The organism is Sinobaca sp. H24, from assembly GCF_023845525.1.
Genome location: NZ_JALBWT010000006.1, coordinates 56,523 through 72,697, shown reverse-complemented (window position 1 = coordinate 72,697; position 16,175 = coordinate 56,523). Strand labels below are relative to the sequence as shown.

Annotated in this window: 12 protein-coding genes, 4 pseudogenes and 1 riboswitch; of the genes and pseudogenes, 7 read left to right on the top strand and 9 right to left on the bottom strand. The window is 40.9% G+C overall.

Features of this window, described 5'->3' with window-relative positions; translation table 11 throughout:
- The first annotated feature begins 108 nt into the window (after window positions 1-108).
- Window positions 109-354 carry a hypothetical protein gene (locus MMY81_RS10390; protein WP_252312811.1) on the top strand — a complete coding sequence of 82 codons (246 nt, stop codon included), beginning with the start codon at window positions 109-111 and terminating at the stop codon, window positions 352-354.
- A 37-nt stretch (window positions 355-391) separates the two neighbouring features.
- Here MMY81_RS10390 and MMY81_RS10385 read toward each other — a convergent pair whose 3' ends face one another.
- Window positions 392-1,621 carry a dicarboxylate/amino acid:cation symporter gene (locus MMY81_RS10385; protein ID WP_252312810.1) on the bottom strand — a complete coding sequence of 410 codons (1,230 nt, stop codon included), beginning with the start codon at window positions 1,619-1,621 and terminating at the stop codon, window positions 392-394.
- A 925-nt stretch (window positions 1,622-2,546) separates the two neighbouring features.
- Here MMY81_RS10385 and MMY81_RS10380 point away from each other — a divergent pair.
- The gene (locus tag MMY81_RS10380) at window positions 2,547-2,762 is read left to right on the top strand and encodes a hypothetical protein (protein WP_252312809.1); all 216 of its coding nucleotides are present in this window, start codon (window positions 2,547-2,549) and stop codon (window positions 2,760-2,762) included.
- Window positions 2,763-2,841: 79 nt separating this feature from the next.
- Here the strand turns inward: MMY81_RS10380 and MMY81_RS10375 are convergent, their stop codons facing one another.
- On the bottom strand, window positions 2,842-3,399 hold the full coding sequence (locus MMY81_RS10375; protein ID WP_374561677.1) for a cysteine hydrolase family protein: 558 nt from the start codon (window positions 3,397-3,399) through the stop codon (window positions 2,842-2,844).
- A gap of 194 nt (window positions 3,400-3,593) precedes the next feature.
- Here MMY81_RS10375 and MMY81_RS10370 point away from each other — a divergent pair.
- A pseudogene (locus tag MMY81_RS10370) lies at window positions 3,594-4,134 on the top strand (YceI family protein).
- 251 nt (window positions 4,135-4,385) lie between these two features.
- On the opposite strand, the gene MMY81_RS10365 reads toward MMY81_RS10370, so the two are convergent.
- Genes MMY81_RS10365 through MMY81_RS35155 form a run of 3 tightly spaced genes read right to left on the bottom strand, consistent with a single transcriptional unit; the run spans window position 4,386 to window position 5,504 of the window.
- Window positions 4,386-4,985, bottom strand: coding sequence for a serine hydrolase (locus MMY81_RS10365; protein ID WP_256497882.1), 600 nt, complete (start codon window positions 4,983-4,985; stop codon window positions 4,386-4,388).
- Between the two features lie 37 nt (window positions 4,986-5,022).
- Window positions 5,023-5,265 carry a hypothetical protein gene (locus tag MMY81_RS10360; protein ID WP_252312806.1) on the bottom strand — a complete coding sequence of 81 codons (243 nt, stop codon included), beginning with the start codon at window positions 5,263-5,265 and terminating at the stop codon, window positions 5,023-5,025.
- 35 nt (window positions 5,266-5,300) lie between these two features.
- A complete protein-coding gene (locus tag MMY81_RS35155; protein ID WP_374561640.1) occupies window positions 5,301-5,504 on the bottom strand; it encodes a serine hydrolase domain-containing protein in 204 nt (67 codons plus the stop codon).
- Between the two features lie 339 nt (window positions 5,505-5,843).
- On the opposite strand from MMY81_RS35155, the pseudogene MMY81_RS10355 reads away from it, so the two are divergent.
- Together MMY81_RS10355 and MMY81_RS10345 are read left to right on the top strand one after the other, a co-directional pair.
- A pseudogene (locus MMY81_RS10355) lies at window positions 5,844-6,826 on the top strand (aldo/keto reductase).
- Window positions 6,827-6,930: 104 nt separating this feature from the next.
- Window positions 6,931-7,715 (top strand): annotated as a pseudogene (locus tag MMY81_RS10345) (SDR family NAD(P)-dependent oxidoreductase).
- Window positions 7,716-7,754: 39 nt separating this feature from the next.
- Here the strand turns inward: MMY81_RS10345 and MMY81_RS10340 are convergent.
- From MMY81_RS10340 to MMY81_RS10320, 4 genes and pseudogenes are all read right to left on the bottom strand, one after another.
- Window positions 7,755-8,042, bottom strand: coding sequence for a putative quinol monooxygenase (locus MMY81_RS10340; RefSeq protein ID WP_252312803.1), 288 nt, complete (start codon window positions 8,040-8,042; stop codon window positions 7,755-7,757).
- 444 nt (window positions 8,043-8,486) lie between these two features.
- The gene (locus MMY81_RS10335) at window positions 8,487-9,110 is read right to left on the bottom strand and encodes a DedA family protein (protein ID WP_252312802.1); all 624 of its coding nucleotides are present in this window, start codon (window positions 9,108-9,110) and stop codon (window positions 8,487-8,489) included.
- Window positions 9,111-10,799: 1,689 nt separating this feature from the next.
- A pseudogene (locus MMY81_RS35150) lies at window positions 10,800-11,834 on the bottom strand (homocysteine S-methyltransferase family protein).
- Between the two features lie 114 nt (window positions 11,835-11,948).
- Window positions 11,949-12,050: riboswitch (SAM riboswitch) on the bottom strand.
- Between the two features lie 460 nt (window positions 12,051-12,510).
- Entirely contained in the window at window positions 12,511-13,674 is a 1,164-nt protein-coding gene (locus tag MMY81_RS10320; RefSeq protein ID WP_252312799.1) for an epoxide hydrolase family protein, read from the bottom strand.
- A 393-nt stretch (window positions 13,675-14,067) separates the two neighbouring features.
- Between MMY81_RS10320 and MMY81_RS10315 the strand changes: the two genes are divergently transcribed.
- Together MMY81_RS10315 and MMY81_RS10310 are read left to right on the top strand one after the other, a co-directional pair.
- On the top strand, window positions 14,068-15,051 hold the full coding sequence (locus tag MMY81_RS10315; RefSeq protein ID WP_252312798.1) for a WxL domain-containing protein: 984 nt from the start codon (window positions 14,068-14,070) through the stop codon (window positions 15,049-15,051).
- A gap of 368 nt (window positions 15,052-15,419) precedes the next feature.
- A complete protein-coding gene (locus MMY81_RS10310) occupies window positions 15,420-16,016 on the top strand; it encodes a WxL domain-containing protein (RefSeq protein ID WP_252312797.1) in 597 nt (198 codons plus the stop codon).
- The last annotated feature ends 159 nt before the right edge of the window (window positions 16,017-16,175 follow it).

Here is a 16,175-nt window from a genome sequence, read left to right as displayed (position 1 = left end):
CATTTATTATTAGTCTTAAAAACATTTAAAAGCAAACTTGCTTAAACAATCACAAACCGGGAATAGAACTCTTAAGTATTCTATGTCATAGACTTTAGGAGGTTTTTTATGCTCGATTATAAATTAACCCGCGTTATTGATTTGACGATTATGAAGCAGAATATCGAAGGATTCCCGGAGAATGTCCTTGCGGACGCGCACCGGGAGCTGGCTTTGGAAATTGGCTATGAGCTAAAGAATGAAGATAAAGAAGAGCTGGACCGCACGACTCGGCTGATTGATGATTATTTAAATATGAAGCTGGGGTATCAGGAATTGAAAGAAACTATTCAACAGCAGCAAAAAGAACAGTAAAAAACGAGCAGGGGACTTATCTCCCTGCTCGTTTTCTTTATGCGTCTGTTTCTGTTTTGTGTTTCTCTGTTTTATCAATAACTCTAGTTCCGACCAGGTCACCTGTTACATTAAGCGCTGTGGCACCCATGCCGATCAGCACGTCGACCGCTACCAGCAGTGCAACAGCTTCCATCGGAAGTCCGAGCTGGGCAAAAACCGTGGCGATCATAATAATTCCGGCTCCAGGTACTCCGGCTGTACCGACGGTAGCGAGTGTACCGATCAGCACAATCTGCAGAATCGCTACAAAGCCAAGCGGTTCGCCGATAACGTTAGCAGCAAACACGGCGGATACAGCTACGCGGATCGCAGCGCCATCCATGTTGATTGTAGAGCCGAGCGGAATACTGAATCCGTATAAACTTTGTCGAATACCGAGATTTTTAGCGGCATTAAGTGTAATGGGAACCGTGCCCGTGCTGCTTTGGGTGACAAAAGCAGTGAGCATTGGTGTGCGGGCTTCTTTGAAAAAGGCGCCGAGTTTGGTTTTCGTCGCCAGCAGCAGTCCTATATACAGGACCAGCTGCACAGCAAGCGCGACATATAATACGAGTATAAAGTTTCCAAGTGAGAGCAGGGTACTTACACCCTGACTGCCGACGATGCCGGCAATAATAGCAAAGATACCGAATGGAATATACTGCAGAATTCCTTTCATGACGGTAATCGTCATTTCATTCAACGCTTCTGCGCCGCGGTATAGTCGTTCTCCCATATCTCCTGCAGCAGAAGAGGAGCGCAGGTAGGAAATCGCAATACCGAACACGATCGCGGTAAAAATAATTCCGAGCAGGTTCATTTCGGTGAAAGCGACAGCGATGTTATCCGGTACAATACTCAAGATTACCTCTGTCAATCCCGGGCTGTCGGGCGATTCAAAGCTTTCGCTGCCGTCGAGTGTAACTCCTGTCCCCGGGTTAAAGAGACTGGCGACAGAAATACCGACAATAATAGCAACAGCGGAGGTAACGACGTAATAGAGAAATACTTTTCCGCCCATACGGCCAAGTCCCTCTATCGTTGTCTGGTTTACCCCGACAATAAGCGTAAATAAAATAAGTGGAATAATAATAAACTGCAGGAGCCGCATCAGCAGATCGCCGAATGGTTCAAGCACAGAGGCATTTTCCCCAAATATAAGTCCAACTGCAATACCAGCTATAAGAGCAACGGTAATTTTTTTAATCAATGACACTTCAAAATATTTTTTAATCAACTGCTTCAAATGAAACCCTCCTTTATAAAAACCTATCGATTTAGTCAACATTAAATAACCTATCTAAAATAGCAGAAAAAGTCAATACGATTGCTTACAATATATATAAAACCTTATGGAAAAGATTAGTTATTTCATTTCTCAAGCGTTCACTTAATAGGATAGTGATAAAAAAGGAAGGGGAGTCTTATGTTAAACTGGAAATAAATTGGGAGGGTGGATAATGGGAAATAAATCAAACGATGGAGATTCTATTGGAGAGCTGGCTATTGGAATAATGTTGTCCTGCTTTTTTTGTTAATGCCTATACGTTTTTTATTAGTACATCAAATTTGTCGAGATTTTTGTCAGTTGTCTGCGCTGTTATTCTGTTATACATACTATTTCCTTGTTGGAAACAGATAATTAAAAGATTTAAACAAGATACACATTCTTATGAAAACAAGGGCTGATTTTTCTTAAATAGATTTAAACATACTTCTGGTAGGTGAGAATTGTTATGACAGGGAAAAAAATAAGTGTTTTGATTTTTAAATTGGGAATGACGATTGCTTTAGTAGGTTTAATTACGAATTCTATTAATGAATCTTTTACATTTAATAACTGGATGATTATAGGCTTTACCCTGGCAGGGGTGGGAAGCGTATGCGAGACATATTTTTACTTTAAAATACGAAAACACCGTAACAGCAATTATATTTAAGGATTGGTAAAACCAAAAACAGCAATAAGAATAACGAATACATGTAAGAATGCAATGATAAAATTAATACTAATCAAAAAAAATCGAACTTCTTTCTTGGAAAAAGCACCGCAAATTATTCCCAGAACGGAGAATAATACTGGAATGAATATGCCCGCTAAACCAGTAATATTGTAAAGTGCTTTATGGACTTGAATACTAAACAAGTTATTTCAGAGAAGGTGGAGGTTTATGAAGATGAAAGTAGGCCTTATGACTATATTTCTACTGAGTATAACGCTGACAGCCTGCCAAACAGAGTACGATGGAGAATACGTACAATGGGGAGAAAATGGAAATACAAATGTAGAAAGACTGGATAATAATAATATTCCATATAAGATTGAGAACAATAGAGTATTCATTCCCGAAGACGCATTAAGTGATGCAGCTGCCTGCTGTTCTTAAAAAAAGAGGAAATCTCCCTTTTAAAATAAAGAAGCAGAGGGGATCTCATAGAGATTCCCTTAATATTAACGAGAATGTTTTAATAAATATCATTCAAAAGCTGTTCCGTTGATAAAATAACAGCAAATTCGTCATGCAGTGCAGCCAAAGAGTGGGTATGGATTGTTTCTGCATCGTAGTAGGTATTCGTATGATCCGTTATCCCAAAGGCTGCGACAGCATCAGAAATGAGATAGGTATCGAACCCCAGGTTACCGCTCATTCTCGTAGTTGTCGACACGCAGTGCGGTGTAGTGAGCCCCGTTATAACTACTGTGGATAAGCCGTTTGTTCGTAAGTAACGTTCCAGGTCGGTTCCTATAAAGCTGCTGTTGACCTTCTTTTTGATGATTTTTTCATTTTCCAGCGGTTTAACCATGTCTTTGATTTCGACACCTGTACCCTTACTATAAAACAGCGATGAAGGATTGTCGGATACATGCTGTATGTAGATAACCGGCCAGTCCTTTTTCCGCCATGTTTTTACTAATCTACTGATATTTTCTTCGGCATCTGGATTGTTCCGCTCTCCCCATGTCGAATCATAAAATGCATTTTGAACATCAACCAGCAGTAAAGCTTTTTTTTCCATTATGATCCTCCCCAAATTTAACATTGTAGTGGTGTGAATCCTAGTCAGCCTTTTATCATGTAATGAGTTTAGATTACATAAAGAAACGAGCGGGCATGAAGCGGCTTTAAAAATGGTATAATTAAACATAACACATGTTCTGCCGATATATGAATGTATCGTATATCGTTTATTTAATAAAACTACAGGAGGAATTTTGAATGACAAAAACAGTATGGTCCATTGATCCTGCACACAGTGAAATTGGTTTTTCCGTAAAGCACATGATGATATCAAGGGTTAAAGGAACATTTGAAACATTCGATGCAACGCTCGTATTAGATGAAGATGAACTAACAAATTCTGAGGCTGAAATAGCAATCGAGGTTGCCAGCATAAACACCGCGAAGAAAATCGGGACGGCCATCTTCGCTCTGCTGATTTCTTTGATGCGGACAATCATCCTAACATTACATTTAAAGCGAAAAATATTACAAAACAAAAGACAGTCAATATGATGTGACCGGAGATCTTACGATCAAAGGAACGACCAAGGAAATTACGATTGATACAACATTTGAAGGGCAGAGCAAAGACCCTATGAGTGGAAACACAGTAGCTGGAGTAACTGGCCAGGCCGTCATTAACCGGAAAGAGTTTGGTCTGACATGGAATGCAACAGTAGAAACAGGCGGCGTTCTTGTCGGTGAAGATGTAAAAATTCACCTTGAACTCGAACTGCATAAACAAGAAGAAAAATAAAAGCCATTTAAAAAATAGAGAGAAGATGCTTATTAAAGCGTCTTCTCTCTATTGTTATGTTAGCAGTTGTTTCCTTCGTCTCTCGATAACTGACGCCCTGCAAAGTGAATGCGTTTGATCTCGTTATCGATACGTATGCCTCCGATGTAGATAACCTGATTCTGAAAAGGAATGGTCCACTGGAGGGGGCCGACGGGGTGCGGGAATTTCCATTCCATATAAGACAACGAGAAGCTGGTTATCCTGCTCTTTCATTTCCACTCTATTGCCTTCCTGGCTGGTGTACGTGCCAACCATCGATTGGCGTTCTGTTTTACTCGATTCATAATCGCCGTATGGAAGATAACTCTCATTTGGCTCTCTTTCATTTGCGATTTTAATCCACCATCAGCATAGGGTTGGCTGGCGCTCCTGTCGCATTTGTTATAAGCTGATTCCTTTGATGCCTTTCTCAGCAGAATTGCAAAAGAAGCTGAAGCTCCTTTGATGCCGCCGCTGTGTTCAATAAGAGTCGTTCCAAAATAATCCGGAGAAACCATCCAGCCATACCCATAGTATATACCGGGCTGCATTTGAATATGAGGAAACATCATTGCATCAATGTTCTCCTGTGTTAGAACCTGTGGGTGATGATTCGAAAAAAGCTCCCATAGCGGCAGCATATCTTCCGCTGTTGATTTAACGTAGCCGGAAGGATACATAGGAGGGGCATCCCACCATAAGGAAAACGCAGCCATATCCCCATTTGGCTGTGGAGTATAAAGAAGGGTAACGTCGTTTTGATCTTGAAGCGTGTCGGGGGATAAGAATGTTTTTTTCATCCCCAGCGGTTTGAATAGATGTTCGATCAATAGTCACCATACGTCTGACCGCTCACACGTTCAATGATCATACCAAGAAGCGCGTAGGCACGTTGGAATAACTCATATATTGACCCGGCTCTCCGAGAAGGGTGTAATCCAAATCAGCGAGAAAAGCGAGCAGATCTGCATTGGTCTCAATGGATCCTTTTTCCTCATCCCAAGTAATTCCCATCGCCTCATACTGCTCTTTGGATCCTTCGATTTCGATGCTGTTTTTGTTGGCATAAAATAAGGTGGGCAGGGGAGGAATACCGGAAGAATGCGTCATGGAAATGATGAATCGTCATTTGCTTTGTTTTCGATTCATCCGGCGTTTGAGAAACCCGGCAGATAGGTAAGTACAGGGTCATGGACGGAGAGTTTTCCGGCTTCCTGTAATTGCAGGATGGCAACACAAGTCATCGACTTAGTGATACTTCCAATTCCGAAAACCGTCTCGTCCGACACTGCAAGCTTTTGTTCGACATCGCGGTACCCAAGACCTCTCTTGTAAGTAATCAGCACCATCTTTATTTATGGCAATCATTGTACCGGGAATGTTATGCTGTTCCGTCATATTTCTGCGAATGCATCCATTGCTTTATTGTCCATTGCGTCCTCTGAGTGTATCTGGTTGATTTAAATTTTTTTAACAAAAATAATTATAACCTTATATTCCATAATTATCCACTTAAAAGCAAATACTGTCTGCTTCATTAGACGGATGATGATTCCTCTGCGTTTAGAGTATTTTCTTTAAGGAAAAGGTTTAAACATTTAAAAAAGAGGAAAGTTTACTTATGTACAAAAAAGTTACGAAATGTTATTAAAGAATAGAAAGTACGTAAAAAGAGAGGATGACAAGACATGCAAAAAAGAAAACTGGGAATGTCAGAACTTGAAGTGTCACCGCTTGGACTTGGATGCATGGGCATGTCTGAATTTTACGGAAAAGGAAACGAAGAAGAGTCCATACAAACGATTCATCACGCGCTTGATCAGGGAGTCACGTTTCTGGATACAGCCGATATGTATGGCGTCGGCCACAATGAGAAGCTGATCGGACGGGCAATAAAAGACCGCCGCGATGACGTAGTACTGGCTACAAAATTCGGTAATGTTCGCGGGCAGGACGGCTCTTTTCAGGGAGTAAATGGCCATCCGGACTATGTGAAGCAGTCGTGTGAGGATAGTTTAAAGAGACTGGGAATCGATTATATCGATTTATACTACCAGCATCGTGTGGACCCGGAGGTGCCGATCGAGGAGACCGTGGGCGCCATGGCTGAACTCGTAAAAGAAGGCAAAGTCCGTTATTTAGGGTTATCCGAAGCTTCCCCGAAACAATAAAAAAGCGCATCAGGAGCATACGATTACTGCGCTGCAGACAGAATATTCCCTATGGAGCCGGGACGTAGAAGAAGAAATTCTACCACTATGCCGTGAGCTTGGCATTGGGTTTGTTCCATACAGCCCGCTTGGCCGCGGCTTTTGACCGGCCAGTTAAAAACGTTCGATGATCTGGAAGAAGACGATTTCCGCCGATACAACCCGCGCTTTCAGGGCGAGAATTTCCAGAAAAATATCGATCTGGTAAAGAAATAGAAGACATGGCTGAAGAAAAAGGCTGTGAACCATCCCAGCTTGCTCTAGCCTGGCTTCTTGCTCAGGGAGAAGACATTGTTCCCATCCCTGGAACCAAACGCCGCAAATATCTGGACAGCAACCTTGGGGCGCTGCAGGTAAACGTTTCGAAGCAGGACCTTGAACAAATCGATAAAATAGCCCCTCGTGGTGCTTTTGCCGGCGAACGTTATCCTGCAGAGCAGATGAAAAGCCTTAACCAATAACAAATAAACAGTATTATGGGCCATTTATGGAAGAAGCACAGCTAATGGAATCCAGCTGTGCTTTTTCACATGGTAGCAATTGAAAGATAAAAGGAGTAGATACTATGTCTAATGAACGTCCGTTTGTCATGATCACAGGAGCTTCTTCCGGATTAGGGCTGGAACTTGCAAAATTATTCGCTCAGGATGGGTATGATATTGCGGTTTCAGGCTCTAGTGAGCGGATTTTTGAAGCAGAAACGACTATCAAAAGCTATGGAGTCGAAGCGTATCCTCTCCAGGCCGATGCCTCTACCTATGAAGGTGTCGAAGCATTCTGGCAGTTTGTAAAAACAAAAATAGAAAGCTGGATGCAGCTGTGCTGAATGTCGGTGTTAGTATGGGCAGTTCTTTTCTGGAGAATGATTTAGAAGAGGAATTAAAGTTAATCGATATTAACATTAAGGGAACGGTGCATATGGCAAAACGCGTCGTGCAGCATATGGTTCCAAATAAAGAGGGGAACATACTGCTCGTGTCATCTGTCTCTGCGACGCTGCCGACTCCGTATGAAACAGTATACGGTCCCTCTAAAGCCTTTGGATTTATGTTCGCGGAATCGCTGAGAGAAGAGTTAAAAGAAACAGGAGTCAATGTAACAGCGATGCTTCCCGGTGCGACCAATACAGATTTCCATCATAACGCCGGTATGGATTCTACGTATTTCGGCGATGAAAGAAACAAAAACGATAAAGAGCTAGTCGCACAGCAGGGGTACGAAGCGTTCAAGAATAAAGTAGATCACGTTGTGTGCGGGGATGAAGCGACGAAGAAAGAAGCAGAAGACAATCGAACCACGCCTGAAGAAGTGAAGGCTGCGGCTCATGCGAAAAAAGCAAAACCGCAATAATAGACAAAAAGAAGCTGCCGGTGAGCAGCTTCTTTTTAGTTATTCTACAGGTTGTACTTTATATACTTCCCGGGAAACAACGAGATTCTCTGTGTTTTCGCGGTAGGCCTGGTAATGATCAGTCTGGATGTGCTGCTGAACGGCTTCTTCATCTTTCCACTTTTCCGAAAAGATAAACACCCCGTCCTGCGCTTCTGATTCATATAATACGTACTCCAGGCAGCCGGCTTCTGCACGAGATGGAGCCACTGCCTTTTTAAGCTCTTTTCTCAAGTCTTTTTCTTTTCCAGCTTCCGCCTGCAAAAAAGCTTTAATGGTTACAGTCATGTATATTCCTCCTTTATGTGATTATTATAAGACGAAACTGCCTTTATCTGCACGACGCAGGGTTTGCTATATAAAATCTTTCACCGTGTAATACCAAGCCGGAGATAAACGATGGATTTTTTATTTATTGCGTTTTCTAATGATATAATCCGCAAAGAGTTCTCCGGTCATTAAACTAACCGCATATAATAAAAGGAGTACTATCAAAAGCAATAGAACCACGTATCCCTCTATCCCGGTATATAAGATGGTGGAGTTAAATATAATTAGATACAAGCTGCTGAGTAGTAAAAGTATAGCTGTGCCTGAGGCTATACGTGTTATGGTGTTAGAGTCCAGCTGATTCTTTTTTGCGTTAGTATTAAATGAATTCATTTTTTGATATCACTCCTGCTATTTTGTTTACTTCGAAAGTATAAATTTTATGTTTCGTATACTACCTGTTTATTTCTTCTTTCTTTCCATTTGTTTGAAATCGTTTGAAAAAAGAAACAGTACCCATAAAAGGGCTATTCCTATACAAACGTAAGCAATGGACGAATAAATATCCAAAAATTCTAAAATGTCTGTCCAGGATTCTCCAACAGCGGCTCCTAAATTTACTAAAATAATGTTCCAAATCAGAGTTCCGGCCGTTGTAAATAGCAGAAAAACGGATATATTCATTTTAGACATCCCTGCCGGAATGGAGATAAGGCTTCGAACCAACGGAATCATGCGGCAGAGGAAGATGGTCCATACACCATACTTTGTAAACCATGACTCAGCCCGCCGAATATCTTTTTTGGATATTCGAAGGCAGCGGCCGTATTTTCCCACGAGGATTTCCATACGATCTATGTCGATTAATCGCCCGATCCCATAAAGGATCAGTGCACCAAAGACCGATCCCAGGGTAGAAGCCGCCACAACACCCGGTATATGAAGAGAAGAGGTAGTCGTTGCAAAACCACCAAATGTTAAAATGATTTCGGACGGAATCGGGGGAAAAACGTTTTCCAGCGCAATAAGGAAAAAGACGCCTGCATACCCAAATTGTTCGATAAAGTCGATAATCCATTCTTCCACCACAGACTCTCCTTTAGTTTCTATTGCTCCTCTTTAAGAAGGGAAGATTGGGACTCCAAATGCAAAATGGATAATGGTAAACACTATGATCATTAAACCTAATCCGATCCCTATAACGGTCAGGGTCTCTTTTCCTGCTTGATAATCCCCTTTAGTCATTTCTCCATCCCCCGTTCCTTTTTTGTTTTTATTAAATAGTTTAAAGAGAACACAAGATATTTAATAATGTGTTTAGTATTCCTTCCATAAGTATCAAAACGATAGGCATCTATCCATATTCCATCAGCGGACTAAATTTTCACGTTTATCTTCTCCTTTTCAAGACAAACTTAGTATCCTGCCGTGATATGAATTCTGCGTATACACACAAAAAACCTTCACCGCTGAGTCGGTGAAGGTACACAAAAAAGCCTTCACCTGTCTCATAGGTAAAGGTCTCGCTAACAGCATACTGGCTGCCAATAAAACCGGGGATTTCTCCCGTACTGACGATTTTATTGAAAAGCTACTCCCCTTTTTCCAAAGGATATCAAGTTATTTCTTATAATGTACTCTTCTCTGACGAACATGTCAATCTTATTTATTCCGGCTGGTGGACCAAGTTTTCTGAAAGCATGCTTTACTTACAGGAACGGGGAGCACTTTTATAATTGAATTTCTTCAAATGGAACCAGACCATTTGAGAGCAGTCTTCAGCTGACATTAAAGGGACCAAACGACAGAAACATACCTAAGTGAAAAAGGAATAAGACAAGAAGTATTACTGTGTACAGAAGCATAATCATAGAGGTATTTTTTTGGCTGTCTGATACGTAGTATTTTACTAAATGAAAGGAGCGGCAGAAATAGAAAACAAACGTGAGAATAATGAACAACGTTCCAAGGGATAAGTAATCGACCGCCATGAACCCAGGTAGGAATAAAAAGAAAAACTGAGATTATAAAGCAATATACATAATAGAGAGTGTTACCATATCACTGAAAATTTTGCGTACTTCTTTCAGTCGCAGAGTAACGCCTGCTGAACCAGCGGATCACATAAAAGTTCACAAGCACGGCTGGAACACTTAGCACAAACAATGTTTGTCCCAAAAAAATGTACATAAATATTCCCATGTTTCATAAACAGGAAGAAAAGTTCCCATAATGATTAGGTTAACTGCATATAAGACAAAGGCAAGCAAAAGAAGGAACAATAGAGAGATACTGTTTATAATCGTTAAATGATGATCCTTCTTAATATTTTTTCTGGGAGCGCTCAAGGCGTTTACAAAAAAAGCCCACATGGTTAGTTTCTTATCAGGATTTTGTCATAATAGCTCCTTTAACTTAAATAGATATGCCTGATTGTACAGTCAAAAATAAAAAGATGGCTGATTGATTTTTTACAACCTGCTATTAGATATATTCGGCGGCTGGTATTAAATTCCTTTTTTCGAAAAGACGCAGTGAAAATAAGTTTGTACTCGTCAGGGTGAAGAGGGGAAACTATGCTGAATTTACAGGTATAAGTATAGATCTAAATAAATACTCCAGTGCATTTCTCTATCCATTCAAATGGGAGATAAGTTGATCTGCGGCAGCAATAAAATGCCAGCCTTTCCCATGGATAATTCCAAAGGACAAGCTGGCATTAGTCGTACTATCTGGTTCTAATCAACTTACATAAGATATAAAATCATCTACTCTTTAGGCTTTTGAACGATAGCTTAGGTTGTGCTGTTTTAATGTCTTGTCTTTACCGAACAGAAAATGTTTTTCCATATCAGGCGAGTATTGTGAATTGAGGTTTCCATTCCTGTTGCTTCAGCAACCGCCCGACATAGCCGGGGAAGCACCGCAGCATAATCCGATGTAATTGACCCCGATTTTTTTGCTTCTTTTGCCCATTCAGCCAATTCATACCGATTGTGGGATAGCGCTCCAGTGCCGTTGGAAATGTCGTTTCGGTCGGCAGATGGCAGCTGCATCCGCCATCAGGCAGGTTGAAAAATGTCGGATGTTCTTCGGTGGTGCGATAAGGAACGGGCAGTCCGCCTACGTAACCATCCACCTGAGCGCATATTTTTTCGAGGTATGGCTGCATCGTATCCGGTCCGCGGAAACAATTCATTCCGACGACCAGTGCGCCTTTCTCAGAAGTTTTTGCAAGAGTCTTCTACGCTATAGCCGTCCCGTAGTATATTTTCACCCATTAGTCCAAGCAGAATGACAGCCGGCAGTCCCTGCTTCTGGATTTCCTCCAGTGCGATTTCTGCCTCTCATGGTAGTAAAACGTTTCGCCATGAATGTAATCAACGCCTTCTTCTTGCACCATCCGATCATCTCAGGCAAACATGCCTCTGACTTTTTCTTTCGATTCCGGTCCTCTGGATCGAAAATATTCGTATTGGAGATATTACCCGCTACCAATGCTTCTTCCGTCGGATGTTCTTTAGCTACTTCCTTCGCTAAGCGGATCGCACTTCTGTTAGCGGTTCCAGCAAATCTTCCTTGCCGATGATGCGCATTTTTTCTCTATGGGCGTTGTAGGTGAAAGCCAGTACCACATCAGACCCCGCCTTCATGAATCACGGTATGTTCTTTTAGAGCTCCGGATTTTCCAGTGCCACTTCCGGTACAAAGGAGCCCGCTGTAAATAGCCTCTGCGCTCCAGTTCAAACAGAAACCCTCTCCGGCAATAACCGTTCCTTCTTTAAGTCGTTGTTCTAAGCTGCGTTTCATCTCCATACTCTCCTTTTTCTCTCTATTATTCTTTATTCTCCTGTCATTCGTCTAACAAAATAACCCCCTTCTTTAAATAAAGAAGGGGGTTTGACGAAATACGACAAATTGCTCTTCTTATCTTCAAGCCTGCTGCTTCTGGAATTAGCACAGTACTATTTCTAGTCCGCTGCTGAAGTGTCAAAGGGCCAGTCCCTCCACTTCTCTTGATAAAATAGTTGTGTATTAAATTAGTAATATTTAGAATACAATCGCTTTTGATGAAAGTCAATAAGAGATAATACATTTTTAAAATTTTTTAAGTATTCGATTATTCAGGATGGGGTTGTGCTATTTTTTTTCACAGGATAATCGAATATATATAAAACAAGATAGATCAATAAAAGAAATAGTGTTTTAGTGCAATCTGTTACAGAGTGGTTAGAAAAATATAACGGTTTAAGAGAAACACAAAAAGAGGGCAGGCGGTGAATTCGTGCGCTGCCTATAAAGAAGCTGCCTCACGAAATCCCTGGGATTCAGTCGCTTCCATCATGTTCTAAAAATAGGTGCAGGAGAAACGATTGATCTGTCTGCGCTGGGTTTGCCGAAGAAAAATATCCAGTAAGGAAAATCAACTAACTAGCTTTTTACGATAAAAAAATAGAACAGATTTTGCACGATCAATTTCAAGGTATTATCCATGATATTGATTAACGTTATTAAAAAAACTTCTTATTTTCTTAGCGATTAGCTCTGGCTGCTCGGTAGCCACAAAGTGTCCGCCAGTCTTTAGGTCTTCCCAGCAAATAACATTGGGAAATAACCTTTCGACATATTCTTTTGGGGGGCGTTCATGAAACTGTGTAGCATTTAGGGAAACTCCTATAGGTACTTTTGAAACGTCATTTCTCCCCGGCCACTTTGTATATTGCCCTTCATAATAATATCGATTTGAAGCATTTATCGTTTGGGTAAACCAATAAATGGAAACATTGGCGAGTAATGTTTCTTTATCAAAGTGCTTTAAAAGATCTCCGCTTGGCGGGTCTGTCCATAAATACCATTTCTCCAGTATGAACGCAGCTAAACCTATGGGAGAATCGTTTAGTGAATAGGCTATCGTTTGAGGCTTTCGTCCCAAGAAGGTGAGCATATCCAGCTTCTTCTTGATACCATTGTTTGCAATAAGTAAGGTATTCTTCTTCTGCTTCTGATAATAGAGTCTCCTCTGATATGTAAGGACTGGGATTACCGGGGAAGTAGTATGATAACCAATCAATTTTTCAGGATAATCCAGACACATTAACCCTATAATGCTGGCTCCTAAATCATAGCCATGGGCTCCAAACTTTTCATAACCTAATACATCCATTAATTTCACAAATATATCTGCAGCCTGTCGATCTTCAAAGCCAGGTTTCAATGGGGCAGAGGAGAATCCGTGCCCAGGTATAGATGGGATCACAATATCAAACGAATCCTGAGGGTCGCCGCCGAACTTTTCAGGAGTTGTTAGATAAGGAATGATATCTAACATTTCATAGACCGACCCAGGCCACCCGTGTGGAAGAAGAAGGGGCATCGGTTTAGGACCACTTCCTCGGATGTGAAGAAAATGAAGGTCTATACCATCAATCTCGACTTTGTAATTGGGATACATATTAATGTATTCCTCAACTACTCTCCAATCAAAATGATTCTGCCAGTAAGAAGCCAGCTTTCTCATGATATCCAATGGTATCCCATAGCTCCAGTGTGAATCAGGAATTTCATCAGGCCATCTAGTTAACGCTAGTCGTCTATTTAAATCTAGTAGTTGATCATCAGAAATAGCAACACTAAAAGGTCTAATATTCATAAATTTGGCCTCCAACATTGAAAATAGATTTAATAGGAACACTTAATATTTTCTTGATAATCGTATTCTGCTGCTATTCACAATATATTGACTTTCCATTTATTGATTATTTGTTCTCTATTATTACATTTAACATAAATGAAGACGATGATTTTATTAAGAAACAAGGTAAGCAGGATAAATTTGATTTAAATTTATCCATTCATTCAGAGTTTTTTGTTTTTAAGTTAATCGACCCGTAGTCTTTCTAGTTTCCATTTAATAAAGAAAATTCTGAAAACTTGTAGACAGATGAATGGAAAATACTTACACTGAGGGTAACGATGTTCTATATAGTGAATTTAGTATAAATGGAATGCAATTTCATATTGAAAGAGAAAGAAGGTGAATGTTATGAAAAAAGGATATGCTGCCAGTGGAATTCTCATTGGAGGGCTATGGATGGGAATGCTGGCTGTTAATACTTCTGCAGAAGAACCGGGAGAAGAAGAAAGCAAAGAACATATTGAAGAAACGAATGAAATTGGCCCGGAAGAGCTGGAAGAGGAGGAAAACAAGAATATAAACGCAGCAAATGAAAACGCCCCATCAGCAATAGAAGAGGATACAGAAGAAGTAGACGAGGAGGAAGTAGAAGAACCGGAAGAAGTAGAAGAACCGGAAGAAGCAAACGCAGAAGAGACAGAGAAAGAAGCTTCAGAAGAGGAAGCAAATACAGAAGAGGAAGCAAATACAGAAGAGGAAGCAAATACAGAAGAGGAAGCAAATACAGAAGAGACAGAGGAATTAGAAGAAGAAGAAAACACTGAAGAGCTAGAAGAGGAAGCTGATACAGAACAAAGGGAAGAGAACGTGGTCGAAGAAGAAAGAACAGCTGAAGAGGAAATAGATGTCGAAACGTCATTGAAAGAGGGTGAGCTGCTGCTGGAAGGCTTATCAAATGTGGGATTAGGGGAGAGCGTAACGCTTGATGGCACGACCCAGACGATAGAAACAGATATGAAGCCGTTCACGATAGAGGATGGACGTGGCACGGGGCAGGGCTGGACCTTGAATGTATCGGCTACCCCTTTAACATTACAGACAGAGGGCACATCTGGCGAAAGATCTTCTCTGCCAGAAGGGACTTTCTCAATGTCGAGTGTCGCTGTAGCAGCGAAAAAAGGAGCATCGTCCGCGTCAGAAGGGATGAGTATCTCTCAAAAAGGAGCATTGGATAAGCCAGGCGGATTAAATGTAATTACCGCAGAGGATGGAGCAGGGATGGGGCAATATGAAGTGTCTGATATGTCGTTATCTCTTGTTTTCGAGCCGCAGCACACGGCTGCCGGGACTTATTCATCCACCGTGACTTTCTCCCTTGTTTCCGGTCCGTAATCTTTTTAAACTAATAAAAAAAGATTTTTTTCATACGAATACCCTTCACTAGTAGGGTATTGAAGGTTTTGATGGAAATAATTTGAATTTTATTAGGTATAAATAGATAATCAAGCATTGCTATCTATAAAAAGAGTGCTAGTATGAGTGATAGAAGCCAAGCAATTCAAACCATTAAAAGAAAAGAATACTAAACTTTCTTCTTTTTCACAGAAAGTTCCCCTCGCTGACTACTGGAAAAATTTTTTAGTAGTTATTTTTTTTACTCAAGTCGTTCTCTATAGAGAAAAAATATAGTGAAAATATTAGTTTCCCGTCGCTGATACTCGTTATTTGAGCTAAAAAAAATTTAAAAAGGGGGAAGAGAAATGAAAAAGTTTCTAAAAAGAAGTCTTATTAGTACCTTAACCGTATCAATCGCAGCGGTGTCCTTTTCCACTGTTGCTTTAGCAGAAGATAGTGCGGACGTCGGGGTAAGCGCAGAGGTTATAGGAGGAACGTTAACTCTTTCTGAGATCAATGATATAGCTTTTGATTCGTTTGACCTGTCTGCAATGGAAGATCTGTCTGGAAGTGAAGCTATTGGAGGCGCGGAAGGAAGCTTTGCTGTAACAGATACAACTGGTGCATCGGAAGGGTGGAACCTGAATGTGTCCGCTACAGACCTTGCTCTTGTAGATGGCGATAATGTACTGGAGAATGCCCTTAGTATTACGGCTCCAACCGTTACCGCCGGAGAAAATTCTACAAGCGCACTTGCTATTACTACCAATGCGGGTAGTCTGGGCGATGCGACAGGAATAAATCTTATGAATGCTGCTGCTGGTGAAGGCTTAGGAGAATTTGACGCTGCAGGATCACTGCTTGACTTAGATGTAGACTATCTTGATGCTTCTCCCGGAACGTATAGTTCTACGGTGACATTTAATTTGACTACAGGACCAGAAACTGGGCCAGAAGTTTAAATAGAAAGAGAAACGTATAGTTCCTAAAGGTAAAAAGCATGATGCTTAGTTAGGACGTATTATAAAAAAGCTGAGCTGGTCCATTCTATGGCCAGCTTTTTTCATGGAAAAACCAGAAAGGCGCAGAAGCTGAGTAAGAAATGTTTTAATGAGAAAAAT